Source organism: Nocardia asteroides (genome assembly GCF_900637185.1).
GTDB classification, from domain to species: Bacteria; Actinomycetota; Actinomycetes; order Mycobacteriales; family Mycobacteriaceae; genus Nocardia; species Nocardia asteroides.
In genome coordinates, this window is sequence record NZ_LR134352.1 from 2,058,059 (window position 1) to 2,082,140 (window position 24,082).

The window sequence follows — 24,082 nt, forward strand, 5'->3', positions numbered from 1 at the left end:
ACCAATTTCCGCTAGCTGCCAAGCGAGTCGCGCGGTGATTCGCCGGTTGGTTGCCAGGTCGCGTGGAATGCGAGGTTTTCCGCGCCCGGATCCTCGTAGTCACCCGCGTCGTGCCGGAATTCGGCCAGCAGTGCCAGCAGCTCCCGCACCCGATCCGCGGGCAGCCCGGGCTCGGCGAACACCTGCGCGTTCAGCGCCGCCGTCGCCTCCGCCACCAATTCCCTTCCCGCGTCGGTGATCTCGATCAGGGTCGCGCGCCGGTCGCTCGGATGCGGCACCCGCACCACCAGCCCCGCCGCCTCCAGCCGGTCGACGGTATTGGTCACGCTCGTCGGATGCACCTGCAAACGGGCACTCGCCTTCGCCATCGGCAACGCGCCGGTCTTGCTGAAACTGAGCAGTTGCAGCAGCTCATAGCGGGAGAACGTCAACCCCGACGGCTTCAGCGCCTCGTCCACCCGCGACATCACGATCTGCTGGGCCCGCACCAGCGAGGTCACCACGGCCATCCCGTCGGCGACCGCGCCCCACCCGTGCCCGGTCCACTGCCGGTGCGCTTCGGCGATCGGGTCATGCGGAAGCGGTCGTGGCCGAGACATGCGTTCGATCATCGCACGACCAGGGCCCGGCACCGCCCAGCCGAGCGTCGGCAGTTTCGATCACCGCGAGCGTAACCCTGGCCGCGAAGCTGGTCCGACGGCATTCTCTATGTCGAGGCGGGCGTGGCTGAGTGGTTGAGGCAACGGTCTGCAAAGCCGTTTACGCGGGTTCAATTCCCGCCGCTCGCTCTGTGTTTATTTGCGGCTGGCGCCGCAGGGTTTTCGGCCCCTGGTGCCTCGCATCCGAGGGGCGATACTTCGCCTTCGGCGGTACGTATCGCCCCTCGGATGCGAGGCGGCCGAAAACCCGTGGGCGTTGGGTTTCGGGGTGGCGTTGTCGCTGTGGGATGGGCGTTTCACTCGTGGGAGTGGGGCGCCTCTTTCTCGTATGCGGTGGCTTTTCCCTGGACTGTCAGGCGGACTCTGTCGTTCATTTCTGGGGCGTTGATGCCGGTTCGGCGGACTTTTACCGTTCCCGCGCCCTCTGCCAAATCGATGGTCAGGATGACGTCCGGGCCGCGGAAATCCACGTCCTGGATCGTGCCGCTGTGCGGGTGGGGGGCGGTGATCACCTCGGCGGTGAGTTGTTCCGGGCGCAGCATCAGGGTTACCTCGCCGGTGGGGGCGGCGGCCTGCACCGGGACCGGGCCGAGGACGGACTTGGCGATGTCGTTCTCGGCGAGGGCGTCCAGCAGGACGACGTCGCCGAGGAACTGGGCGGTGAACAGGTCGGCGGGGTGGTGGTAGACCTGCTCGGGGGTGCCGATCTGGGTGAAGCGGCCCGCGCGCATCACGGCGACCTGTTCGGCGAAGCTCAGTGCCTCCTCCTGGTCGTGGGTGACCAGGATGCTGGTCATGCCCGCGGCGCGCAGGGTGTCGGCCACGGCCTGGCGGGTGGTGGCGCGCAGGCCGGTGTCCAGGGCGCTGAAGGGCTCGTCGAGCAGCATCAGGTCGGGCTTGCGGGCCAGGGCGCGGGCCAGGGCGACACGCTGCTGCTGGCCACCGGAGAGCTGATGCGGCATGCGGTCGGCGTAGCCGGCGTCGAGTGAGACCATGGCCAGCAGTTCGGCGACCCGGTCGCGGTCGCGGTGGCGGCGCAGCCGGTCGCCCGCGCCGCGCCAGCCGGTGCGCAGGCCGTAGGCGATATTGGCCGCCACGCTCAGATGCGGGAACAGCGCGCCGTCCTGGGCCACGTAACCGATCCGCCTGCGCTGCGGCGGCACACAGACCTGTTCGCGGACAATGGTTTCCGCGCCCAGCTGGACGGTTCCGGAGTCGGGGGACTCGAAACCGGCGACGACGCGCAGCAGCGTCGTCTTGCCGCAGCCCGACGCGCCGACGATGGCCGCGGCCGAACCGTCGGGCACGTCCAGATCGATGTGGTCGAGCACCCGGGTGGCGCCGAAACTCTTCGACACCGCGCTCACGACGAGCCGGCTCATATCCCCGCCGCCTTCCTGGACTGGGTGAACAGCAGGTAGGTCACCGGCACGGTGACAACGATCATGATCAGCGCGTACGGTGCCGCAGCGGCGTAGTCGAGTTCGCCCGACAGGCCCCAGAACTGCATGGCCAGCGTGCGAGTCCCGTTGGGCGCCAGCAACAGTGTCGCGGTGAGCTCGGTCGACACCGCGACGAAGACCAGCGCCGCCGCCGACGCGGCCGCGGGCGCCGTCATCCGCAGGGTCACCCGGATGAACGTGGCCGAGGCCGACTCGCCCAGCGACCGCGACACCTCCTCCAACCCGACCGGCACCTGCGCCAGCCCGGCCCGCACGCTCACCAGCGCGCGCGGCAGGAACATCAGCGCGTACGCCAGCACCACCAGCAGCACCGTCTGATACAGCGGCGGTACCCAGCGGATCGTCACCGTCACCAGGGCCAGCGCGATCACGATGCCGGGCAGCGAACTGGTGATGTAGTTGGCGCCCTCGATCACGCGGGCGAACCGGGCGGTCGAACGCACGGCGATCCACGCGATCGGGAACGCGCACAACGTGGTGAGCACCGCGGCCGCCGCGGCCAGCGCGACCGTCTGGCTCAGCGCGGTGCCGATCACCTCGGCGTCCCACACCGCCGAACCGCCCAGCCACAGCCAGCGCCCGATCGTCCACAGCGGCACACCGAGCGCGCCCGCGAGCACCGCCACCAGCACCCCGAACAGCGGAATCCGCCACCAGCCCAGGGCGATCGGTCGCGCCACCCGTGGCGCGCCGGCGCCGACCCTGGCATAGCGCGCGTTGCCACGCAGCAGCGCTTCACCGCCCAGCAGTGCCAGACAGCACAGCACCAGGACGCCGGCGAGCATGCTGCCCGCCGGCCCGGCGAAGCTGCTCTGGTACTGCTCGAAGATCGCGGTCGTGAAGGTGTCGAAACGCAACATCACGAAGGCGCCGTACTCGGCGAGCAGATGCAGCCCGATCAGCAGCGCACCGCCCAGGATCGCCAACCGCAGCTGCGGAACGACGATGCGCCGGAACACTTCCGCCCGCCCGGAACCGAGCGCGCGCGCCGACTCCTCGAGCGCCGGATCCAGCCGCCGCAAGGTGGCCGCGACCGGCAGGTACACCAGCGGGAAGTACGACATCGTGGCCACCACGACCGCCGCCGGCAACCCGTGCATCGACTCGAACACGCTCACCCAGCCGTAGCTGTTCACGAACGCGGGCACCGCCAGCGGCGCCACCAGCACCGGGCCCCACCACGCCCGGCCGGGTACGTCGGTGCGCTCCACCAGCCAGGCCAGCCCCAGCCCGAGCACGACGCAGATCGGCACGGTGCACACCACCAGCGCGACCGTATTGCCCAGCAGCTCAGCGACTCTGGGGCGGAACACCAGGTCGGCGGCTTCGCGCAGGCCGGTGTCGAACAGCACCGAGACGATGTAGCCGAGCGGGACGAACGTCGCCGCCGTCAGCAGCAGGGCCACGAGCGTGACGAACACCCCGGGCCGACCGACCCGGGGTGTCGTCGTGCGCACGGTCCGCAGCGCCACCACCTACAGCAGTCCCGCCTCGGTCATCAGCTCGGTGACCTTCTTCGAATCCAGCTTGCTCGGATCGATCGCGGGCGCCTGCAGATCGGCCAGCGGCGGCAGCGCCGGATTCGCGGCCACGTCACTGGCCACCGGGTACTCCATGGACGTGCCGTCGCGCAGGATCTCCTGCCCGCGCTTGCCGGTGACGAAGGCCAGGAACTTCTGCGCGGCCTCCTGTTTCTTGCTCGACTTCAGCACGCCGCCACCGGACACGCTGACGAAGGCACCCGGGTCCTGGTTCTTGAAGTAGTGCAGCGCGGTGTTCGCGCTGCCCTCCTTGGTCTTGGCCTGATCGCGGTACCAGTAGTAGTGGTAGATCACGCCGCCCTCGGGGTTGCCCGAGTTCACGGCCTTCATGGTGGCCACATTGTTCTGCAGCGAGGTGGCGTTGGCCTTCATCCCGCGCAGCCAGGCCCGGGTGACGTCCTCGCCCTTCAGCGCGAGCAGACCGGCCACGATCGCCTGGAAGTCGGCGCCGGAAGTGCCCGCGCCCCAGCGGCCCTGCCACTGCGGCTGCGCCAGATCCAGCAGCGAGACCGGCAGCCCGGCCGTGGGCAGCTTGTCCTTGTTGTAGACGAACACCGTGGCGCGGGCCGCGACACCGGTCCACTTGCCGGTCGACGGACGGTACTGTGCCGGAACCTGATTCAGCGTGCCCGGGTCGACGTCGGCGAACAGGCCCGCGTTCTCCACCAGCGCCATGGCGGGGGAGTTCTCGGTGAGGAAGGCGTCGGCGGGGGAGTTGGCGCCCTCGGCGACGAGCTGATTGCCCAGCGCGGTGTCGCCACCCTGGCGCAGGACGACCTTGATGCCGGTCTCCGCGGTGAACGCCTCGGCCCACTCCTTGGTGAGCGATTCGTGCTGGGCGTTGTAGACGGTGATCTCGTCGGCACCGCCGGAGGAGGACGAACACGCGCTGACCCCGAGCGCCGCCACCGCGATCGCCATCAGCCCGGCCAGAGGTTTCGAACTACGCGGCATACGCGTCCCTTCCCGCACAGGGTCCCCATACTGTGATGAGGCTTGCCTCAGGAAGATACCTCGCGTGATGTGCGCGGACCGGGCCGAACGGGCGATTCGCGGCGGGCGGCGCCGGGCGCGCTCAGTGCTTGTTGGCCGGCGCCGAGCAGATCTTCCAGGTGCCGTCTTCCTTCTTCAGGTGCTCCTCGGTGCTGTCCTCGGTCTCGGGCTCCTCGCCCGCCACCGAGAGGGTCAGCTTGCCGACCACCGTCGCCTTGGCGGTGTCGCCGGTGATCACGATGTCGTCGACCCGGTCGATGTCCACCGAGACGGTCGCGACGTCGAACTGCTGGCGCTGCTCGGGGGTGAGGTTGGCGATCTCGGTGCGGTCGGCCTCGCAGGCCAGCTCGGCCGCGGCGATGAAGCCGTCGGAGTCGAGGGTGTCGTAGAAGTCGCGGATGGCGACCTCGATCTGCTTCTCGTCCGAGGAGAGTGGCGTGCGGCCCTGCAGGGTGAGCACCACGCCGGTGACCACCGCGCCGAGGACGACCAGTGCGACCAGGCCCAGTGCGATGAACAGCCCCGTCCGCTTCTTCTTCGGCGGCTGCTGGTGCGGGATCACGTCGGGGCCGTCGGGATAGTTCGGCGGCGGGGTCTGACCCGGCCCGAAGCCCGCGTGCGGGTATCCGGGCGGCCCGGCGGGCATGCCGGGCGGCTGCTGACCGAAGGGGGGTTGCTGGCCCTCGGGGGGATTCGTCATGCCTCGCTCCTGATGTCATCGGGGCGAGGCCCCGAAACCAAGTGGAACCGTGCGTGAACAATCTCGATCAACCAAACGAGGCCCCGACCGAACGGACGGGGCCTCGAAGTGTGCCCTCGGCAGGATTCGAACCTGCGGCCTTCTGCTCCGGAGGCAGACGCTCTATCCCCTGAGCTACGAGGGCGGGATAGATGCCGGTCGGCGGTGGCCGATCGGGCAGCGACAGCGTATCGCATCGTGTGCTGTGCGCCAAAAACGGTGCCGGACCGGGCGGTTGGCCCGGTCCGGCGAGGGGCTCAGCCCAGCGGCAGCGGGGCGACGCCGCGGGCGGCGAGCATGCTGGTCATCAGCTGTGACTCGCCCTCCTGGGTCTTGGACATCTGCGCGGCCAGCGTGCGCACCTCGGTGGTGTCGGCGTGCTCGGCGGCGTAGTCGAGCATCGGCACGCCGCCCTGGTGGTGGCGCAGCATCAGCTGCAGGAACAGCGTGTCCATGGCCGGGCCGGTGGACTGACGCAGGGTGGTCATCTCCTCCTGGCTCGCCATGCCCGGCATCGACGACACGGGGCCCGACATCTCGTGGCCGGTGCTCGCGCCGCCGTGGTGCGAGCCCGCGCCGTGGCCGCTCATCCAGCCCATGTAGCCGTCCACGTTCTGGTTCGGCTCGCCCCACAGCTGCAACCAGCCCTGCATGCGGCCGATCTGGTTCTGCTGGGTGGTGAGGATGTCGTAGGCGAGCCTGCGCACGTCGTTGTCGGTGGAGGCGATCAGCGCCGCGCCCGCCATGTCGACGGCCTGCGCGTGGTGGGCGGACATGTCCTGGCTGAACCCCACGTCGACAGGGCCCGGCGCGGGCGTGTCCGCCTTGTCCAGCGGCAGTCGCAGCAGCACCCCGGCCACGGCGCCGAGCAGCAGCAGGCCGATCGCGCCCAGCACGAGGATCGCCGCGCCGCCGGGCTTGCGCGCGGCGGGCTCGGTGGCGTCGGGCGCTTCGGTGGTGTCGCCGGGCTCGGCCGCGGTCTCGGTGGCCACTACTGGCCCGCCGGCAGGCCGCCCGGCATCGGGATGCTGGGCAGACCGGGGATGCCGCTGCCGCCGCCGAGCTCGGACTGGTCCTGGGTCAGGCCCTTGCCGTCCATCGGCACGGCCTCGGGGCCGTACGGCGAGGAGTCGAACGGCGGCGGGTTGTTGGCGTCGAAGATCGGGTTCGAGCAGCTGGCGCCGACCTCGGGGTAGGCGTACGGGTTCTCGCGCAGCGCGGAGATGAACTGCTTGATCCGCGCGTCGTCGGGGGAGTCCAGGCGCAGCTGGTGGCCCCACGACTGCAGCGAGATGGGCGATTCCAGACCCGGGTACGGCGACATCAGCGAGTACTGACGGCCCTTGACGAAGTTCGACAGCTTCTCCACGCCCGCGGCGTCGACCTTGTCCGGGTTGTAGGCGATCCAGACCGCGCCGTGCTCGAGCGAGTGGACGGCGTTCTCCATCCGGATCGGCTTGGCGTAGACGGTGCCGGTGCAGTTGGCCCAGGCGCCGTCGTGCGGGCCGCCGTAGGCGGGCGCCTTGTCATAGGCCACCCGCTGGGCCGAGGTGACGTGCAGACCTGCCGGGTAGTCCTGCTTGACGACGCCCTCGATCTTGGTCGACGGGTCCTGGTTCTCCTTGGTCGGCACCCATTCCTTGAGGTCGGTCTGGGCCTCGCGGATCGCGGCCTGGTCCAGGTACTTGGGCACCAGGCTGTAGGCCAGCAGGCCGATCAGCGCGACGATGGCGACGCCAGCGCCCAGCAGGGCCCAGGGGACCTCGCGCTTCTTGTGCGGAAGGTTGCCTTTGCCGGGTTTGCGGGACGGAGACGACTTCCCCGCGGCCCGGACGGCCTTGGCTGATGTGGCGCTGGTCCTGCTCGGCATCGCTCGTTGTGCTCTTTCGACGTGTGGATCGGTGGGTTCGTGGCGGGCGGTCGTGGTTGCGAGGCACCCGACCAATAGGATAGAGACTCGTGACTCCAGCTGACCTTGCAGATCTCCTTCGCACCACGGCCGCGAAGGTGCTTGTCGAACGTGGACTGGACTCGTCGGTCCTGCCCGAGCAGGTCACAGTGGAGCGTCCGCGCAACCCCGAACACGGCGACTATGCCACGAATGTGGCGATGCAGGTGGCCAAGCGGGTCGGAACCAACCCGCGCGAGCTGGCCGGATGGCTGGCCGACGCGCTGTCGGCGACCGACGACATCGAGGTGGCCGAGGTCGCGGGCCCCGGCTTCCTCAACATCCGCCTGGCCGCCTCGGCGCAGGGCGCGATCCTGGCGCAGATCCTGGCCGCGGGCGCGACCTACGGCACCGGCACCACGCTGGCCGGCACCAAGATCAACCTGGAGTTCGTCTCCGCCAACCCCACCGGTCCCGTGCACCTGGGCGGCACCCGCTGGGCCTCGGTCGGTGACGCGCTGGGCCGCATCCTGGCCGCCGAGGGCGCCGAGGTGACCCGCGAGTACTACTTCAACGACCACGGTGCCCAGATCGACCGCTTCGCCAAGTCGCTGGTCGCGGCCGCCCTGGGCGAGCCGACCCCCGCGGACGGCTACGCGGGCGAGTACATCCAGGACATCAGCGCGAGCATCGTCGCCGCGCACCCCGACGCGCTCACCCTGCCCGCCGACGAGCGGCACGAGCTGTTCCGGCGCGAGGGCGTGCAGCAGATGTTCGCCCAGATCAAGCAGGATCTGCACGACTTCGGCACCGACTTCGACGTGTACTTCAACGAGAGCGAGCTGTTCGCCTCCGGCGCCGTCGAGCGGGCCGTGGAGCAGCTCAAGAACTCGGGCAACCTGTACGAGAAGGACGGCGCCTGGTGGATCGCCTCCACCGAGTTCGGCGACGACAAGGACCGCGTGGTCCTCAAGAGCGACGGCAACGCCGCCTACATCGCCGGTGACATCGCCTACTTCCAGAACAAGCGCGCCCGCGGCTTCGACCTGGCCATCTACATGCTCGGCGCCGACCACCACGGCTACATCGGCAGGCTCAAGGCCGCCGCGGCCGCGTTCGGCGACGACCCCGACACCGTCGAGGTGCTGATCGGCCAGATGGTGAACCTGGTCCGCGACGGCCAGGCCGTGAAGATGAGCAAGCGCGCGGGCACCGTGGTGACGCTGAACGACCTGGTCGAGGCGATCGGCGTCGACGCGTCGCGCTACTCGCTGGTGCGTTCCTCGGTGAACTCGAGCATCGACATCGACCTCGACCTGTGGACCAAGGCGGGCAACGAGAATCCTGTCTACTACGTCCAGTACGCGCACGCCCGCACCTGCCGGATCAGCGACAACGCCGCCGCGTTCGAATTCGACTCCGTGGCACCGGACTTCGCGCTGCTGAACTCCGATCGCGAGGGTGACCTGATCCGCACCCTCGGCGATTTCCCGCGCGTGGTCGCCACCGCCGCCGACACCCGCGAACCGCACCGCATCGCCCGGTACCTCGAGGAACTGGCCGGGGTCTACCACCCGTTCCAGTCCGACGACGACATGCGTGTGCTGCCCAAGGGCGACGACACGGTCACCCCGCTCAACGCCGCCCGGCTCGAATTGGTCAAGGCCACCCGCCAGGTGCTGGCCAACGGCCTGGCCCTGCTCGGGGTCAGCGCCCCGGAGCGCATGTGACCGACGGCAAGCTTTCCAAGGAGGACGCACAGTGAGTGCCCACCCCGCCGGTCCCCGGCACGCAGAGATCCCGCACGCGCCCAGCCTGGCCGAGCGCCCGACCGACCCGAGCGAGATGATCGACCTTCCCGCCAACGTGTGGCCGCGCAACGCCACCCGTGGCGCGGACGGCGTCGTCGGGATCGCCGGAGTGTCGGTCACCGAGCTGGCCGAGCAGTACGGCACCCCGCTGTTCGTGGTCGACGAGGACGACTTCCGCTCGCGCTGCCGCGACATGGTGCGTGCCTTCGGCCCCAACGCGCGCGTGCACTACGCGTCCAAGGCGTTCCTGTGCGGTGAGATCGCGCGCTGGATCCGCGACGAGGGCCTCTCGCTCGACGTCTGCTCCGGCGGCGAGCTGGCCATCGCGCTGCACGCCGGTTTCCCGGCCGAGCGCATCGCGCTGCACGGCAACAACAAGTCGGTGCCCGAGCTCGAGACCGCGGTCGCCGCGGGAGTCGGCCACGTGGTGGTGGACTCGCTCTACGAGATCGAGCGGCTCGAGGCGGTCGCCGGCGCGGCGGGCGTGGTCCAGGACGTGCTGGTCCGGGTCACCGTCGGCGTCGAGGCGCACACCCACGAGTACATCTCCACCGCGCACGAGGACCAGAAGTTCGGCTTCTCGATCGCCGGTGGCGACGCGATGGAGGCGCTGGCCCGCGTCTTCGAGGCCGACAACCTGCGCCTGGTGGGCCTGCACAGCCACATCGGCTCGCAGATCTTCGAGCTCGACGGCTTCGAGATCGCCGCGCGCCGCATGCTCGGCCTGCTGCGCGAGGCCATCGACAAGTTCGGTATCGAGCGCACCGCGCAGATCTCCACCCTGGATCTGGGCGGCGGCCTCGGTATCTCGTACCTGCCCGGCGACAACCCGCCGCCGCTGGACGAGTTCGCCGCCAAGCTGCGCGAGCTGGTCGCCGCCGAAGCCGCCCGCGCCGGGCTGCCCGAGCCGACCATCGCCGTCGAGCCGGGCCGCGCCATCGCGGGGCCGGGCACGGTCACGCTGTACGAGGTGGGCACCATCAAGGATGTCGAGCTCGACGGCGGCGCGCGGCGTCGCTACGTGAGCGTCGACGGCGGGATGAGCGACAATATCCGCCCCGCCCTCTACCAGGCCGATTACGATTGCCGTCTGGTCTCGCGCTCGTCGGACGCCCACGCGGTCGTCGCGCGCGTGGTCGGAAAGCATTGCGAGAGTGGCGATATCGTCATTCGTGACACCTGGATGCCCGCCGACGCGGGCCCCGGCGACCTGGTCGCCGTCGCGGCGACCGGTGCGTACTGCTACTCGATGTCGAGTCGCTACAACCAGCTCACCCGGCCCGCCGTGGTCGCGGTGCGCGACGGTGTCTCGCGATTGATTCTGCGCCGGGAAACGGTGGCGGACCTGCTCAGCCTGGAGGTGGAAGGATGACCGAGAACAACGGGACCAGGGACGCGGGGCGTCCGCTCGGCGTCGCCGTGCTCGGGATGGGCACCGTCGGCACCGAGGTGGTCCGGGTCCTGCGTGACCACGCCGAGGACCTGCGCTCGCGGGTCGGCGCTCCGCTGGTGCTGCGCGGCGTCGCCGTGCGCGACCTGGCCAAGGACCGCGGCCTGCCCGCCGAGCTGCTGACCACCGACGCCGAGGCGCTCGTCGCCCGCGACGACGTCGACCTGGTGGTCGAGGTCATGGGCGGCATCGACCCGGCTCGCGCGCTCATCGGGGCCGCGCTGAGCGGCGGCAAGTCCGTGGTCACCGCCAACAAGGCGCTGCTGGCCGACTACACCGGCGAGCTGGCCGCCGCCGCCGAGCGCAGCCGCGCCGACCTGTACTTCGAGGCCGCCGTCGCCGGCGCGATCCCGGTGGTCCGCCCGCTGATCCAGTCGCTGTCGGGCGACCGGGTGAACCGGGTGGTCGGCATCGTCAACGGCACCACCAACTTCATCCTCTCCGCGATGGACGAGACCGGCGCCGCCTACGACGACGTGCTCGCCGAGGCCACCGACCTGGGCTACGCCGAGGCCGACCCCACCGCCGACGTCGAGGGCTTCGACGCCGCCGCCAAGGCCGCCATCCTGGCCTCGCTGGCCTTCCACACCCGGGTGACCGCGGCCGACGTGTACCGCGAGGGCATCTCCAAGATCACCGCCGAGGACCTGGAGACGGCCTCGGCCGTCGGCTGCACCGTGAAGCTGCTCGCCATCTGCGAGCGCGTCGCGGCCGGTCCGGGCGAGCCCACCTCCGCCGAGGGCGGCAAGGACCGCGTCTCGGTGCGCGTGTACCCGGCGCTCATCCCGCGCAAGCACCCGCTGGCCTCGGTCAACGGCGCGTTCAACGCCGTGGTCGTCGAGGCCGACAACGCGGGCAGGCTGATGTTCTACGGTCAGGGCGCCGGTGGCGCGCCGACCGCCTCGGCCGTGCTGGGCGATCTCGTCATGGCGGCCCGCAACAAGTTCTACGGTGGTCGTGCTCCGGGCGAATCGGTCTATGCTGAGCTGCCGATCGCGCCGATCGGCGACACCCCCACCCGCTACCACGTGAACCTGCAGGTGGAGGATCGTCCCGGCGTGCTCGCCGCGGTGGCCGACACCTTCGCCCAGCACGGCGTGAGCATCTCCACCGTGCGTCAGCAGGGTCATGGCGAGGGTGCGCGGCTCGTGGTCGTCACCCACCACGCGGTGGAGTCCTCGCTGGCCGATACTGTCGCGGCATTGGCCGACATGGATTCGGTCACCTCTGTGACCAGCGTTCTCAGACTGGAAGGCACCGAAGAATCATGAGTACCACTGGCATCGCCCCCCAGGCCGGCGTGCACTCGCGCTGGCCGGGTCTGATCGCGGCCTACCGCGACCGGCTGGCCGGTGCGGCCGACTGGGAGCCGGTCACCCTGTTCGAGGGCGGTACCCCGCTGGTCCCCGCGACGCACCTGTCCGAGCTGACCGGCTGCGAGGTGTACCTCAAGGTCGAGGGCGCCAACCCCACCGGTTCGTTCAAGGACCGCGGCATGACCATGGCGATGACCGACGCCAAGTACCGCGGCCAGAAGGCCGTGCTGTGCGCGTCCACCGGCAACACCTCGGCCTCGGCCGCCGCCTACGCCACCCGCGCGGGCATGGAGTGCGCGGTGCTGATCCCGCAGGGCAAGATCGCGATGGGCAAGCTGGCCCAGGCCGTGATGCTCGGCGCCAAGATCATCCAGGTCGAGGGCAACTTCGACGACTGCCTCGAGCTGGCCCGCAAGGTCACCGCCGAGTTCCCCGAGGTCGGTCTGGTGAACTCGGTGAACCCGGCGCGCATCGAGGGCCAGAAGACCGCCTCGTTCGAGATCTGCGACGTGCTGGGCAAGGCGCCCGACGTGCACGTGCTGCCGGTGGGCAACGCGGGCAACATCACCGCCTACTGGCGCGGGTACCGCGAGTACCACGCCGACGGCATCACCGGCTCGCTGCCGCGCATGCTCGGCGTGCAGGCCGCGGGCGCGGCGCCGCTGGTCAACGGCGCGCCGGTGAAGGACCCGGAGACCGTGGCCACCGCCATCCGGATCGGCGCCCCGGCGTCGTGGAACGGGGCGATGGAGGCCAAGGAGCAGTCGGGCGGCGCGTTCCGCGCGGCCACCGACGAGGAGATCCTGGCCGCGTACCGGCTGGTCGCCGCCACCGAGGGCGTCTTCGTCGAGCCCGCGTCGGCCGCGAGCGTGGCCGGTCTGCTGGCCGCCCGCGCGGAGGGCTGGCTGGATTCGGGTCTGACCGTGGTCTGCACCGTCACCGGCAACGGCCTGAAGGACCCCGACAACGCGCTGGCCGGGATGCCCGAAGTCAAGCCGATCGCCGTCGACCCGGTGGCCATCGCCCGCGAACTCGAGCTGGCCTGAGTTGACCGCACGCGAGAGCAGGCTGATGACAGCGACCCTGCCCGCCGGTCTCGAGGTGACCGTGCGCGTTCCGGCCTCCACCGCCAATCTCGGCCCCGGATTCGACTGCCTCGGAATGGCATTGGGTCTCTACGACGAGATCGTGGTGCGCACCACCGACTCGGGTCTGCAGATCCGGGTCGAGGGTGAGGGCGCCGACGACGTGCCGTGGGGCCCAACGCATCTGGTGGTGCGGGCGATCGAGCGCGGGCTGGAGTCGCTGGGGGTCTGGGCCGACGGGCTCGACGTGGTGTGCCGCAACGTGATTCCGCATTCGCGCGGTCTCGGTTCCAGCGCGTCCGCGGTGGTCGGCGGCCTGGCCGCGGGCGCCGGGCTCGCGGCGAAGTTCGATGCGGAGCTGCGGCTCGACACCGAGCGCCTGGTCCAGCTGGCCTCGGAGTTCGAGGGTCACCCCGACAACGCCGCGGCCAGCGTGCTGGGCGGAATCGTCGTGTCGTGGACCGAGTCCGACGCCGAGGCGAACCGGGTCTACCGGGCGGTGCGGCTCACGCCCGCCGCCGCGCTGCGTCCGGTGGTGCTGATCCCGCAGGAACGCTCGTCCACCGCGCACACCAGGGGGCTGCTGCCCGAGCAGGTGCCGCACGGCGACGCCGCGTTCAACGTCAGCCGGGCGGCGCTGGCCGTCGTGGCGCTGACCGAGCGTCCCGATCTGCTGATGCCCGCCACCGCGGATCGGCTGCACCAGACCCAGCGTGCGCCCGCGCTACCGCTGACCACGGCCTGGATCGAGCGGCTGCGCGCCGCGGGAATCGCGGCGACCGTGTCCGGCGCCGGGCCGACGATTCTGGCGCTCGCGACCGGAGAATTCCCCGATGACCTGCGCAAACAGGCCGAATCCGATGGTCTGCGCGTGGTCGAGCCCGGCATCGCCGACGGCGTCACGGTCGACTGACGGCGCGCCTGCCTTGCCGTTGTTCGCAATTGGCAGCTATTCTGGGCAGGTCCGTACATCGTGCGCATCAGACGCCGGTGCTTCATCAGGGCAATCGCTCCAGCAGGCTCCAGGCTCGAGCCTCCACACCATGGAGGTGCTGCGACGCCGCGAAGCCGCTCAACTGGAATGATCTCTCCTCACCACTGTCTTCTGGTGGCGAAGCCTCCGGTCCGGCGGGGCGGGTAGTACGGCACAGGCGTCCTGGTGGACGCATAATCCGAGCTCGGCACGAGGTGCCGGGTCTACGGAACGAACCCTCGACTCAGCACACGGCATTCGAGGGAAGGAAAGGATTTCCGTGACAGAAACGGACCTGCTCGCGACACCCGGGGTGGAATCCAACCCTACGAACTCGGGCGGCCGCGAAAGTGAATCCGGACAGATTTCGAAAATGAGCGAACACACCGACGTCGCACGATCGGGGCTGACTGGAATGCTGTTGCCGCAGTTGCGCGCACTGGCGGGGGAGCTCGGTATCCGAGGCACCTCCGGGATGCGCAAGGGCGATCTCATCGCCGCCATCAAGGAGAACCAGGCCGGAGCGCCTGCGAAGGCGGGTAAGCCCGTCGAGGCCGCCGCCGTGACGGCCACCGCGCCCAAGGCCGAGGCGCCCGCCAAGGCGGAAGCGCCCGCCAAGTCCCCGGCGAAGGCCGAGACCGAGGCGCCCGCCAAGCAGGCGAAGGCCGACAAGCAGGCCGCGCCCGCCGAGAAGCAGGCCGCCGCCGCGGTCGTGACCGAGCAGGCCCCGGCCGAGCAGGGGACGGCCGAGTCCAAGAGCGCCGCGCCCGCCGAGTCGACCGAGGATTCCGGCCGCGAGGGCGGTCAGCGCGGCCGTGGCAGGCAGCGTCGTGGCCGTGACCAGGCTCGTTCCGGCGGTGGCGAGAACGCCCAGGCCGACAACCGCGGTGAGAACCGTGGCGAGGAGCCCAAGCAGGCCGACAAGGCCGAGGGCGGCGACCAGGGCGAGCGCAGGCGCGAACGCGGCGAGCGCAACCAGGGCGAGCGCAACCAGAACCAGAATCAGAACCAGAACGGCGGCAATCGCGGTCCCCGCGACGACCGCGGTGGCGACGACGAGGAAGGCGGCCGCGGCCGCCGGGGCCGTCGGTTCCGTGAGCGTCGCCGTGGGCGTGACCGCGAGGGCGGCGCCGCCGGTGGCGGCGGCGAGGCCCGCGACTTCGAGATCCGCGAGGACGACGTCCTGCAGCCGGTCGCCGGCATCCTCGACGTCCTGGACAACTACGCGTTCGTGCGGACCTCCGGTTACCTGGCCGGCCCGAACGACGTGTACGTCTCGATGAACCTGGTCCGCAAGAACGGCCTGCGCCGCGGTGACGCGATCACCGGCGCGGTCCGCGCCCCGCGCGACGGCGAGCAGAACAACCAGCGCCAGAAGTTCGACCCGCTGGTGCGCCTGGACACCGTCAACGGTGGCGAGGTGGAGGCGGCCAAGCGCCGTCCCGACTTCACCAAGCTGACCCCGCTGTACCCGAACCAGCGGCTGCGCCTCGAGACCGCGCAGAACAAGCTGACCACCCGCGTGATCGACCTGATCATGCCGATCGGTAAGGGTCAGCGCGCGCTGATCGTGTCTCCGCCCAAGGCGGGTAAGACCACGATCATGCAGGACATCGCCAACGCGATCTCGGTCAACAACCCCGAGTGCTACCTCATGGTCGTGCTGGTCGACGAGCGTCCCGAAGAGGTCACCGACATGCAGCGTTCGGTGAAGGGTGAGGTCATCGCTTCCACCTTCGACCGGCCGCCGGCCGACCACACCTCGGTCGCCGAGCTCGCCATCGAGCGGGCCAAGCGCCTGGTGGAGATGGGCAAAGACGTTGTGGTGCTGCTCGACTCGATCACCCGATTGGGCCGCGCGTACAACAACTCCTCGCCCGCCTCGGGCCGCATCCTCTCCGGTGGTGTCGACTCGACCGCGCTGTACCCGCCCAAGCGGTTCCTCGGCGCGGCGCGCAACATCGAGAACGGTGGCTCGCTCACCATCATCGCCACGGCGATGGTGGAGACCGGCTCCACCGGTGACACGGTGATCTTCGAGGAGTTCAAGGGCACCGGCAACGCCGAGCTCAAGCTCGACCGCAAGATCGCCGAGCGGCGCGTGTTCCCCGCGGTGGACGTCAACCCGTCCGGTACCCGCAAGGACGAGCTGCTGCTCTCGCCCGACGAGGCCGCGGTGCTGCACAAGCTACGTCGCGTGCTCACCGGGCTGGACTCGCACCAGGCCATCGATCTGCTGATCGACCGCCTGAAGAAGTCCAAGAACAACCTCGAGTTCCTGATGCAGGTCTCCAAGACCGCGCCGGGCGCTCTCGACGAGTGATCGTCTAGAACCGCAGCAAGGGGCCTCGCCGACGCGGGGCCCCTTGCCGCATTCGGGGAACAATTCCGAAACGGGGGGTGTTTTTCGGAGGGTGCGGCCATATCTGGCAGAATGGACCGCTGTGTGTCTGCGGCTTCGCAGACATCCCGCCTAGTCGGTTCCGGTTCACGTATCCCGCGCTCCAGCGGTGTGCGACCCGGCGACCATGATCGAGAGGACGCCCATGAAGGCAGGAATCCACCCCACGTATGTCGACACCACCGTCGTGTGTGGTTGCGGCAACACCTTCCAGACTCGCTCCACCAAGGAGTCCGGCCAGATCACCGTCGAGGTCTGCTCGCAGTGCCACCCGTTCTACACCGGCAAGCAGAAGATCCTCGACACCGGCGGCCGCGTCGCCCGCTTCGAGGCGCGCTACGGCAAGCGCGCGGGCAAGAAGGCCGACGCCAGCTAGTTGCCTCATCCGACGCCCGGTTCTGCTTCGCAGGCCGGGCGTCGGTGGTTTCTGTTGTCCAGCGCATCGCCCCGCACCCCGAAGGAACAATCACCGTGACCCAGCCGTCCGCCATCGACGACATTCTCGCCGAGTATCAGGGCTTGGAGACGCAGCTGGCCGACCCGTCGCTGCACAACGACGCAGGCGCCGCGCGCCGCGTCGGTAAGCGGTTCGCCGAGCTGGCGCCGGTGATGACCACCTACCGCAAGCTCGAATCGGTCCGCGACGATCTCGAGGCCGCCCGTGAGCTGGCCGCCGACGACGCCGCGTTCGCCGCCGAGGTGCCCGGGCTCGAGGAGCAGCTGGTCGAACTCGAGCAGGCGCTGGCCGACCTGCTCGCCCCCCGCGACCCGCACGACGGCGACGACGTGGTGCTCGAGGTGAAGTCCGGCGAGGGCGGCGAGGAATCGGCGCTGTTCGCCGCCGACCTGGCCCGCATGTACATCCGCTACGCCGAGCGCCACGGCTGGAAGGTGGAGACGCTCGACGTCACCTACTCCGACCTGGGCGGCTACAAGGACGCGACGCTGTCGATCAAGAGCCGCGACGCGGCCCGTGACGGCGTGTGGTCGCGCTTCAAGTTCGAGGGCGGCGTACACCGCGTGCAGCGGGTGCCGGTGACCGAGTCGCAGGGCCGGATCCACACCTCGGCGGCGGGCGTGCTGATCTACCCCGAGCCCGACGAGGTCGAGCAGGTGCAGATCGACGAGACCGATCTGCGCATCGATGTCTACCGGTCCTCCGGCAAGGGCGGTCAGGGCGTCAACACCACCGACTCGGCGGTGCGCATCACCCACCTGCCCTCGGGCATCGTGGTGACCTGCCAGAACGAGCGCTCGCAGCTGCAGAACAAGGCCCGCGCCATGCAGGTGCTCGCGGCCCGGCTGCAGGCGCTGGCCGAGGAGCAGGCCGAGCAGGAAGCCGCGGCCGGCCGTGCCAGCCAGATCCGCACGGTGGACCGCTCCGAGCGCATCCGCACCTACAACTTCCCGGAGAACCGGATCGCCGATCACCGCATCGGCTTCAAGGCGCACAATCTCGACGCCGTCCTCGACGGTGACATGGACGCGCTGCTCGACGCGCTCGGCAAGGCCGACCGCGACGCGCGAATGGCGGCCGAGTAATCGGCATGAGCGGTGTGCGCCTCGAGCGGGTCCGGCTGCGCCCGCTGATCGTCGCCGCGGGCGAGCGGCTCGCCGAAGCGGGCGTAGCCTCGCCGCTGCCTGATGCCGAGCAGCTGGCCGCCCACGTGCTGGGCGTCGACCGGATGCGGCTGGCCCTGCACCCGATGATCGAGCCGGCCGAGGCCGCGCGGTTCGAGCAGCTGGTGACGCAGCGCGCCGCGCGAATCCCGTTGCAGCACTTGACCGGGACCGCCGCGATGGGCGAGATCGACCTCGCGGTGGGGCCCGGTGTCTTCGTGCCGCGCCCGGAGACCGAGCTGCTGTTCGCGTGGGCGCTGGCCCGGCTGGAGACGCTGCCGCACGACCACGCGCCGGTCGTCGTCGACCTGTGCACCGGTTCCGGCGCGCTGGCCCTGGCCATCGCGCACGCCCGCCCCGATGCCGAGGTCCATGCCGTCGAACTCGATCCCGACGCGCTGAGCTGGGCACGCCGCAATGCCGACGCCCGCATCGCCGACGGCGACACCCCGATCACCCTGCACGCCGACGACGTCACCGATCCGGCGCTGCTGCTCGACCTGTCCGGCCGGGTCGACCTGGTGCTGTCGAATCCGCCCTACATCCCCGAGGACGCGATCCTCGACCCGGAGGTCGCCGACCACGACCCGCACCGCGCGCTCTTCGGCGGTCCCGACGGTCTGGACGTCATCCGGGAAATGGTGCCCACGATCGCCCGGCTGCTGCGCCCCGGCGGTGCCACCGCGATCGAACACGACGACACCAACGGCGGGGGAGTCGCGACGCTGCTGGCGGCCGCCGGTCTGGTCGACGTGGTCGAGCACCTCGATCTCGCGGACAAACCCCGCTTCGTCGTCGCGGCGCTGCCCGGCCGTCCCTGAGCCGAGACCGCTGCCTGCAACAGGTTCGGCCGACACCGAGCGGCCGCGACCGCGGCGGGGACGCCCGCAAGGCCCGCCGGACCGGCAGCTAGACTCTTGCCGCACCCAACGACCGGCGAGAGTCGCGGGGAGGCGACCAGAGAGGCGAAGCTAAGCGTGAGTACCGTTTACGACTGTGCTGAACCGGCGTCTCGGGCTGCCGGGCTCACGGCCGCCACCAGTGCGCTGAAATCCGGCCGCCTGGTGGTGATGCCCACCGACACGCTGTACGGCATCGCGGCCGACGCGTTCGATTCCGAAGCGGTGGGTGAGCTGCTCGCCGCCAAGCGTCGCGGTCGCGACATGCCCGTTCCGGTGCTCGTCGGTTCGTGGCACACCATCGACGGCCTCGTGTTCTCGGTGCGCCCGCAGGCGCGCGACCTGATCCGGGCCTTCTGGCCGGGTGCGCTGAGCCTGGTCGTGCAGGCCGCCCCGTCGCTGGCCTGGGACCTGGGCGACACCCGCGGCACGGTGATGCTGCGCATGCCGCTGCATCCGGTGGCGCTGGAACTGCTGCGCGAGGTCGGCCCGCTGGCCGTGTCCAGCGCCAATGTCTCGGGGCAGCCGCCGGCCAGCACGGTCGAGCAGGCGCGCGAGCAGCTGGGTTCGCTGGCGAGTGTGTATCTCGACGGCGGTCCGGCCGAGCACGCGGTGGCCTCGACGATCATCGATCTGACCGCGGATCAGCCGCGGGTACTACGGGAAGGTGCGGTGGCGGTGGCCGATATCGCGGATGTGCTCGGCATGGAGCCCGACGCGCTGACCAGCCCCGCGCAGCGGTGATCGCCCGTATCCGATGAGCACGGTCGTTCCCCTGCGCGAGCTGGTGCTCGTGCTGCTCGTCTCTGCCACGGTGACCTTCCTGGCCACCGGGGGCATCCGGGTGCTCGCCATCGCCTTCGGCGCGGTCGCGATTCCGCGTGAGCGCGATGTGCACGTCAAGCCCATTCCGCGGATGGGCGGTGTCGGCATGTATGTCGGCGTCGTGGCCGCGGTGCTCTTCGCGCACCAATTGCCCGCACTGCGGCGCGGATTCGATTACGCGCCCGATATTCCGGCGGTGCTCGTCGCGGCCACGATCATCGTGCTCGTCGGCATCGTCGACGACCGCTGGGGCCTGGACGCGCTCACGAAATTCGCCGGCCAGGTGACCGCCGCGGGCGTGATGGCGGTGATGGGGCTGAGCTGGTACGTCATCTACGACCCGTTCAACGACACCACGGTGGTCCTGGACGCGCTGCAGGGCGGCCTGGTGACGGTGGGTATCACCGTCACCCTGGTGAACGCGATGAACTTCGTCGACGGCCTGGACGGCCTGGCCGCGGGCCTCGGTTTGATCTGCGCGGGCGCGGTTTTCGTGTTCTCCGTGGGTTTGCTCTACGACCAGGGCGGTTCGGTCGACACCTATCCGCCCGCGTTGCTGGCCGCCGCGCTGGCCGGCGCCTGTCTCGGATTTCTGCCGCACAATTTCTCGCCGGCCCGAATCTTCATGGGCGATTCCGGGTCGATGATGATCGGTTTGATGCTGGCCGCGGTTTCCACCGGCGCCTCCGGCCGAATTCCGCTGCAGGGCTACGGCCCGCGCGACATTGTGGGTTTGCTCTCACCGCTGCTGCTGGTGGGCGCGGTGATGTTCATTCCGGTGCTGGATCTGTTGCTGGCGATCGTGCGGCGCGTGCGCGCCGGGGTGAGTTTCTCCACACCGGACAAAATGCATCTGCATCACCGATTGCTGCAGATCGGACATTCGCAGCGCCGCGTTGTTCTGCTGATCTATTTGTGGGTCGGCGTGCTCGCGTTCGGCGCGGTGGGAACGTCACTGATGGATCGGCGGCTGGTGGTGTTGCTGGTGGCGGGTGGATTGGTGTTCGCGCTGGTAGTGACCGCGATCCCCTCGATGCGCCGGGTGGAGTCGGCCAATCACTGAGCGGAGGCCGCAAGGTAAAGTGCGGCCCGTGAGCTTTACACCGAAAACCCCGCCGGGCCCCGACGCACCGCTGCGCGCCGCCCTGCGCTACGGCCTGATCGGCCTCGGCGTCCTCGTGGTCGTGTCGGTGGCGATCGGTGCCGCGGTGGCCGGGATGCCGGGTCTGTGGGGTGCCCTGCTCGGCTGCGCCATCGGCGGTGGGTTCATCCTCACCACCGTGGTCGCCACCCTCGTCAGCGCCAAGCTGCCGCCCAGTACCGCGGGCCTGGTCCTGCTGGTCAGCTGGGTCGGCAAGCTGCTGGTGGCGCTCATCGTCGTCGGCGTGCTCAACCAGTTCGACTTCTACAGCAGGCCGACGCTGTTCTTCACCGTGGTCGGCGCCCTGCTGATCGTGCTGGGCGCGGAGACGTACGGCGTTGTGAGTCAGAAGGTTCCGTACGTCACGACACGCGCGGGAGACAGCGAAACGGCTTCCGAGCAGGAATAATCCCACCCAGCTACACAACGTCGTAGATAGCTTGGTAAAGTGTTGGTAAGCAAGCACCCAAGCTAGGGGCCCTACCCGGGTGAACTCGGGGTCCTGCCTCGAGTTACCAGGGGGGATCGTCTAGATCCCGCCCGGTGCCGCTATGCTTACTGCCGATCCGGGAGGAATGTGCCCGGTTTAGCATGTCGACGATGTCGCCGACGCCCGTACAGCTGTAGTACCGGTTTACCGACCGAACGCTCCGCTGTCGAATTTCGAGCCGACCAGAGTCGACCCCATTGATCGTCAATGTCCGATCGAACCGCGGGAATGACCGTCGTACCCGCGGCCCGAACACGGGAGAGAACGCTGAGCGTCATCACTTTGGCGGCGGGCGAGTTCCACGCGCCATCGCTGTCCGACTTCTTCCCTCCAGCAGTGCTGTTCGAGGGTACGCCGTTCGAACTCGACCGCCTGATGCTGATCCGGCTGCTGATGACCGCCGTTGTGGTGATCCTCTTCGTGCTGGCATTCCGCTCGCCGAAGATCGTCCCCCGCGGCCTGCAGAACGTGATGGAAGCCGGCGTGGTTTTCGTCAAGGAGCAGATCGCCGACGAGGTACTCGGCAAGGAAACCGGTAAGCGGTTCCTCCCGCTGATCGCGACGATCTTCTTCACGGTTCTGTTCCTGAACTTCTCCAGCATTGTGCCGTTCCTGAACATCTCGTCGAATGCGCGCGTCGGCATGCCGCTCGTGCTCGCCGCGATCGCGTACATCGCGTTCAACTACGTGGGTATTCGCAAGTACGGCTTCTTCAAGTACATCCGCTCGAGCATCGTCGTTCCCGACGTGCCGCCGGCTCTGCACGTGCTGCTGATCCCGATCGAGTTCGTCTCGACGTTCATCCTGCGCCCGTTCACGCTGACCGTCCGACTCATGGCGAACATGCTGGCCGGCCACATCATGCTGGTGCTGTTCTTCAGCGCCACCTGGTTCTTCCTCTTCGATGCCACCGCGTGGATGAAGGTCTTCACGCCCTTCTCGCTGCTGGCAGGCATCGGCTTCACGCTGTTCGAGCTGCTGGTCATCTTCCTGCAGGCGTATGTCTTCGCCCTGCTGACCGCGGTGTACATCAGCCTCGCACAGCACGCCGCCGACCACTGACCTGAATCCACACCAGTACTGCCAAACCTGCTACACACGCCGACCGGCGGGTGAGCAACAGAAAGGGAAAGAAGACTCATGAGCCTCGCTTACCTGGCCCAGGAAGCCGCGACCACCGAGAGCACCTTCAAGGGCTTCGGCGCCATCGGCTACGGTCTCGCCGCGATCGGCCCCGGCATCGGCGTGGGTATCGTCGTCGGTAAGGCCATCGAGGGCTTCGCCCGTCAGCCCGAGCTGGCCGGCCAGATCCGGACCAACATGTTCCTCGGTATCGCGTTCACCGAGGCCCTGGCGCTGATCGGCCTCGTCGCCGGCTTCATCTTCTGATTCCGATGCGCGACATCATCACGCTCGCTGCCGAAGGGGGAGAGGATGTGAATCCTCTCATCCCCGAAACGTACGACATCGTCTGGTCGATCGTCTGCGTCGCCATCATCGGTCTGCTGTTCTGGAAGTACGTGATCCCACGTGTGACCCAGACCCTCGATGAGCGTGCCGACAAGATCGAAGGCGGTATCGCCAGGGCCCAGGCCGCTCAGGACGAGGCACAGCAGACGCTGCAGCAGTACCAGCAGCAGCTCGCCGACGCCCGTCTCGAGGCCGCTCGTATCCGCGAGGATGCGCGCACCCAGGGTCAGCAGATCCTCGCGCAGATGCGCGCGGACGCCCAGGCCGAAAGCGACCGCATCGTCGCCGCCGGTCACTCCCAGCTGGAAGCCCAGCGCCAGCAGATCCTGACCGAGCTGCGTTCCGAGGTCGGCCGCACGGCCGTCGACCTGGCCGAGAAGATCATCGGCCAGTCGGTTTCGGACGAGGCCAAGCAGGCGGCGTCGATCGACAAGTTCCTCAGCGAACTCGACGACACCGACGCCATCGGGGTCGGAAGGTAACGACGCGAAAGTGAGAAGCATGTACGCAGCGAGCCGCGAGGCCAGCTCCCGGTCCCGGGAGGCGCTTCGGGCCGCTCTGACCGGAAGCGAAACTGTTGCGGCCACGACGGGGTCGGAACTGTTCGCCGTTGTCGCCGTGCTGGACGACCAGCGTTCGCTGCGTGTGGCGCTCGCGGACGTGTCGGTGCCGGGTTCGGTTCGCGCCGAACTCAGTGAGCGGATCTTCGGCGGCAAGGTCAGCGCTGCCACGCAGGCAGTGCTGACCACCGCGGTGGCGCAGAACTGGTCGCGCACCCGAGATCTGGTCGACACCCTGGTGCTGCTCGGGCAGGAGGCTCTGCTGGAGTCCGCCGCCGACGGCGGCCGGCTGGACGCGGTGGAGGACGAGCTGTTCCGGCTCGGCCGGATCATCGACGACAACCCGCAGCTGGAGCAGGCACTGTCCGATCAGGGCAAGCCGGCGTCGAACCGGCGTGAGCTGATCGTCCGGCTGCTGACCGGCAAGGCCGAGCCGATCACCCTGACGCTGGCCGAGCAGGCGGTGACCCGGCTGCGGTCCAACAACATCGGCGTCGCCCTCGACGCCCTGTCCGATCTGGCGGCGGCCCGTCGTGACCAGATCGTCGCCCACGCGCATGCCGCGGTCGAGCTGTCCGATCAGCAGAAGGAGAAGCTCTCGGCTTCCCTGCAGCGGATCTACGGCAAGGCCGTCACGGTGCACGTGCAGGTCGACCCGACGCTGCTGAGCGGCGTCGTCGTGCGCGTCGGAGACGACGTCATCGACGGCAGCGCCACCGGCCGACTGGAGAAGCTGCGCCGGGCGCTGTCCTGAGAAG

Annotated in this window: 23 protein-coding genes and 2 tRNA genes; 17 read left to right on the forward strand and 8 right to left on the reverse strand. The window is 69.4% G+C overall.

Features of this window, described 5'->3' with window-relative positions; translation table 11 throughout:
- Positions 1-11: 11 nt before the first annotated feature.
- On the reverse strand, positions 12-599 hold the full coding sequence (locus EL493_RS09525) for a MarR family winged helix-turn-helix transcriptional regulator (RefSeq protein WP_051719385.1): 588 nt from the start codon (positions 597-599) through the stop codon (positions 12-14).
- 117 nt (positions 600-716) lie between these two features.
- Between EL493_RS09525 and EL493_RS09530 the strand changes: the two genes are divergently transcribed.
- Positions 717-788, forward strand: a tRNA-Cys gene (locus tag EL493_RS09530).
- A 167-nt stretch (positions 789-955) separates the two neighbouring features.
- Here EL493_RS09530 and EL493_RS09535 read toward each other — a convergent pair.
- The 7 genes from EL493_RS09535 to EL493_RS09565 form a co-directional block, all read right to left on the reverse strand.
- Entirely contained in the window at positions 956-2,041 is a 1,086-nt protein-coding gene (locus tag EL493_RS09535; protein ID WP_019045385.1) for an ABC transporter ATP-binding protein, read from the reverse strand.
- On the reverse strand, positions 2,038-3,597 hold the full coding sequence (locus tag EL493_RS09540; RefSeq protein ID WP_019045386.1) for an ABC transporter permease: 1,560 nt from the start codon (positions 3,595-3,597) through the stop codon (positions 2,038-2,040). Before EL493_RS09540 ends, EL493_RS09535 begins: the two co-directional genes overlap by 4 nt.
- Positions 3,598-4,617 (reverse strand): iron ABC transporter substrate-binding protein, encoded by a 1,020-nt coding sequence (locus EL493_RS09545; RefSeq protein ID WP_030200271.1) that lies wholly within the window; start codon positions 4,615-4,617, stop codon positions 3,598-3,600.
- Positions 4,618-4,738: 121 nt separating this feature from the next.
- Complete coding sequence (locus tag EL493_RS09550) at positions 4,739-5,356, reverse strand: Rv0361 family membrane protein (protein ID WP_022567392.1); 618 nt, start codon at positions 5,354-5,356, stop codon at positions 4,739-4,741.
- Between the two features lie 111 nt (positions 5,357-5,467).
- Positions 5,468-5,540 (reverse strand) — tRNA-Arg (locus EL493_RS09555).
- A 112-nt stretch (positions 5,541-5,652) separates the two neighbouring features.
- Positions 5,653-6,387 carry a DUF305 domain-containing protein gene (locus tag EL493_RS09560; protein ID WP_019045389.1) on the reverse strand — a complete coding sequence of 245 codons (735 nt, stop codon included), beginning with the start codon at positions 6,385-6,387 and terminating at the stop codon, positions 5,653-5,655.
- Complete coding sequence (locus tag EL493_RS09565) at positions 6,387-7,265, reverse strand: DUF3105 domain-containing protein (protein ID WP_019045390.1); 879 nt, start codon at positions 7,263-7,265, stop codon at positions 6,387-6,389. Before EL493_RS09565 ends, EL493_RS09560 begins: the two co-directional genes overlap by 1 nt.
- Positions 7,266-7,354: 89 nt before the next feature.
- Here EL493_RS09565 and argS point away from each other — a divergent pair, with 89 nt between their 5' ends.
- The 16 genes from argS to EL493_RS09645 all read left to right on the forward strand — a co-directional run bounded on the left by argS (position 7,355) and on the right by EL493_RS09645 (position 24,078).
- Positions 7,355-9,013, forward strand: a complete 1,659-nt coding sequence (gene argS / locus EL493_RS09570; protein ID WP_030200267.1) for an arginine--tRNA ligase — start codon at positions 7,355-7,357, stop codon at positions 9,011-9,013.
- Positions 9,014-9,044: 31 nt separating this feature from the next.
- Positions 9,045-10,466, forward strand: a complete 1,422-nt coding sequence (gene lysA, locus EL493_RS09575; protein WP_019045392.1) for a diaminopimelate decarboxylase — start codon at positions 9,045-9,047, stop codon at positions 10,464-10,466.
- Positions 10,463-11,815, forward strand: a complete 1,353-nt coding sequence (locus EL493_RS09580; protein WP_019045393.1) for a homoserine dehydrogenase — start codon at positions 10,463-10,465, stop codon at positions 11,813-11,815. Before lysA ends, EL493_RS09580 begins: the two co-directional genes overlap by 4 nt.
- On the forward strand, positions 11,812-12,906 hold the full coding sequence (thrC, locus tag EL493_RS09585; RefSeq protein ID WP_019045394.1) for a threonine synthase: 1,095 nt from the start codon (positions 11,812-11,814) through the stop codon (positions 12,904-12,906). Before EL493_RS09580 ends, thrC begins: the two co-directional genes overlap by 4 nt.
- 25 nt (positions 12,907-12,931) lie before the next feature.
- Positions 12,932-13,858 (forward strand): homoserine kinase, encoded by a 927-nt coding sequence (thrB, locus tag EL493_RS09590; RefSeq protein ID WP_019045395.1) that lies wholly within the window; start codon positions 12,932-12,934, stop codon positions 13,856-13,858.
- A 340-nt stretch (positions 13,859-14,198) separates the two neighbouring features.
- Positions 14,199-16,241: a transcription termination factor Rho gene (gene rho / locus EL493_RS09595; protein WP_051719374.1), complete on the forward strand. Its 2,043-nt coding sequence runs from the start codon at positions 14,199-14,201 to the stop codon at positions 16,239-16,241.
- A 223-nt stretch (positions 16,242-16,464) separates the two neighbouring features.
- Positions 16,465-16,695, forward strand: coding sequence for a 50S ribosomal protein L31 (rpmE, locus tag EL493_RS09600; RefSeq protein ID WP_022567395.1), 231 nt, complete (start codon positions 16,465-16,467; stop codon positions 16,693-16,695).
- 95 nt (positions 16,696-16,790) lie between these two features.
- On the forward strand, positions 16,791-17,861 hold the full coding sequence (prfA, locus tag EL493_RS09605; RefSeq protein WP_019045398.1) for a peptide chain release factor 1: 1,071 nt from the start codon (positions 16,791-16,793) through the stop codon (positions 17,859-17,861).
- Positions 17,862-17,866: 5 nt separating this feature from the next.
- Positions 17,867-18,760, forward strand: a complete 894-nt coding sequence (prmC, locus tag EL493_RS09610) for a peptide chain release factor N(5)-glutamine methyltransferase (protein ID WP_019045399.1) — start codon at positions 17,867-17,869, stop codon at positions 18,758-18,760.
- Between the two features lie 156 nt (positions 18,761-18,916).
- Complete coding sequence (locus EL493_RS09615) at positions 18,917-19,582, forward strand: L-threonylcarbamoyladenylate synthase (protein WP_022567396.1); 666 nt, start codon at positions 18,917-18,919, stop codon at positions 19,580-19,582.
- A gap of 13 nt (positions 19,583-19,595) precedes the next feature.
- Positions 19,596-20,726: an MraY family glycosyltransferase gene (locus tag EL493_RS09620; RefSeq protein WP_019045401.1), complete on the forward strand. Its 1,131-nt coding sequence runs from the start codon at positions 19,596-19,598 to the stop codon at positions 20,724-20,726.
- Positions 20,727-20,745: 19 nt separating this feature from the next.
- A complete protein-coding gene (locus tag EL493_RS09625; protein ID WP_019045402.1) occupies positions 20,746-21,213 on the forward strand; it encodes a hypothetical protein in 468 nt (155 codons plus the stop codon).
- A gap of 288 nt (positions 21,214-21,501) precedes the next feature.
- A complete protein-coding gene (gene atpB, locus EL493_RS09630) occupies positions 21,502-22,356 on the forward strand; it encodes a F0F1 ATP synthase subunit A (protein WP_022567397.1) in 855 nt (284 codons plus the stop codon).
- Between the two features lie 78 nt (positions 22,357-22,434).
- The gene (locus EL493_RS09635) at positions 22,435-22,683 is read left to right on the forward strand and encodes an ATP synthase F0 subunit C (RefSeq protein WP_019045404.1); all 249 of its coding nucleotides are present in this window, start codon (positions 22,435-22,437) and stop codon (positions 22,681-22,683) included.
- A gap of 5 nt (positions 22,684-22,688) precedes the next feature.
- A complete protein-coding gene (locus EL493_RS09640) occupies positions 22,689-23,246 on the forward strand; it encodes a F0F1 ATP synthase subunit B (protein ID WP_019045405.1) in 558 nt (185 codons plus the stop codon).
- 19 nt (positions 23,247-23,265) lie between these two features.
- Positions 23,266-24,078: a F0F1 ATP synthase subunit delta gene (locus EL493_RS09645; protein WP_022567398.1), complete on the forward strand. Its 813-nt coding sequence runs from the start codon at positions 23,266-23,268 to the stop codon at positions 24,076-24,078.
- Positions 24,079-24,082 lie beyond the last annotated feature (4 nt).

What these genes read in the sequence shown, in the direction of transcription:
- thrC (WP_019045394.1), top strand. Translation starts at nt 11,812, where the DNA reads ATGAGTACCACTGGCATCGCCCCCCAGGCCGGCGTGCACTCGCGCTGG.
- prmC (WP_019045399.1), top strand. Translation starts at nt 17,867, where the DNA reads ATGAGCGGTGTGCGCCTCGAGCGGGTCCGGCTGCGCCCGCTGATCGTC.
- EL493_RS09545 (WP_030200271.1), bottom strand. Translation starts at nt 4,617, where the DNA reads ATGCCGCGTAGTTCGAAACCTCTGGCCGGGCTGATGGCGATCGCGGTG.
- thrB (WP_019045395.1), top strand. Translation starts at nt 12,932, where the DNA reads ATGACAGCGACCCTGCCCGCCGGTCTCGAGGTGACCGTGCGCGTTCCG.
- rpmE (WP_022567395.1), top strand. Translation starts at nt 16,465, where the DNA reads ATGAAGGCAGGAATCCACCCCACGTATGTCGACACCACCGTCGTGTGT.
- EL493_RS09580 (WP_019045393.1), top strand. Translation starts at nt 10,463, where the DNA reads ATGACCGAGAACAACGGGACCAGGGACGCGGGGCGTCCGCTCGGCGTC.
- EL493_RS09565 (WP_019045390.1), bottom strand. Translation starts at nt 7,265, where the DNA reads ATGCCGAGCAGGACCAGCGCCACATCAGCCAAGGCCGTCCGGGCCGCG.
- EL493_RS09620 (WP_019045401.1), top strand. Translation starts at nt 19,596, where the DNA reads ATGAGCACGGTCGTTCCCCTGCGCGAGCTGGTGCTCGTGCTGCTCGTC.
- EL493_RS09550 (WP_022567392.1), bottom strand. Translation starts at nt 5,356, where the DNA reads ATGACGAATCCCCCCGAGGGCCAGCAACCCCCCTTCGGTCAGCAGCCG.
- EL493_RS09535 (WP_019045385.1), bottom strand. Translation starts at nt 2,041, where the DNA reads ATGAGCCGGCTCGTCGTGAGCGCGGTGTCGAAGAGTTTCGGCGCCACC.
- EL493_RS09640 (WP_019045405.1), top strand. Translation starts at nt 22,689, where the DNA reads ATGCGCGACATCATCACGCTCGCTGCCGAAGGGGGAGAGGATGTGAAT.
- EL493_RS09635 (WP_019045404.1), top strand. Translation starts at nt 22,435, where the DNA reads ATGAGCCTCGCTTACCTGGCCCAGGAAGCCGCGACCACCGAGAGCACC.
- atpB (WP_022567397.1), top strand. Translation starts at nt 21,502, where the DNA reads ATGTCCGATCGAACCGCGGGAATGACCGTCGTACCCGCGGCCCGAACA.
- EL493_RS09525 (WP_051719385.1), bottom strand. Translation starts at nt 599, where the DNA reads ATGTCTCGGCCACGACCGCTTCCGCATGACCCGATCGCCGAAGCGCAC.
- EL493_RS09645 (WP_022567398.1), top strand. Translation starts at nt 23,266, where the DNA reads ATGTACGCAGCGAGCCGCGAGGCCAGCTCCCGGTCCCGGGAGGCGCTT.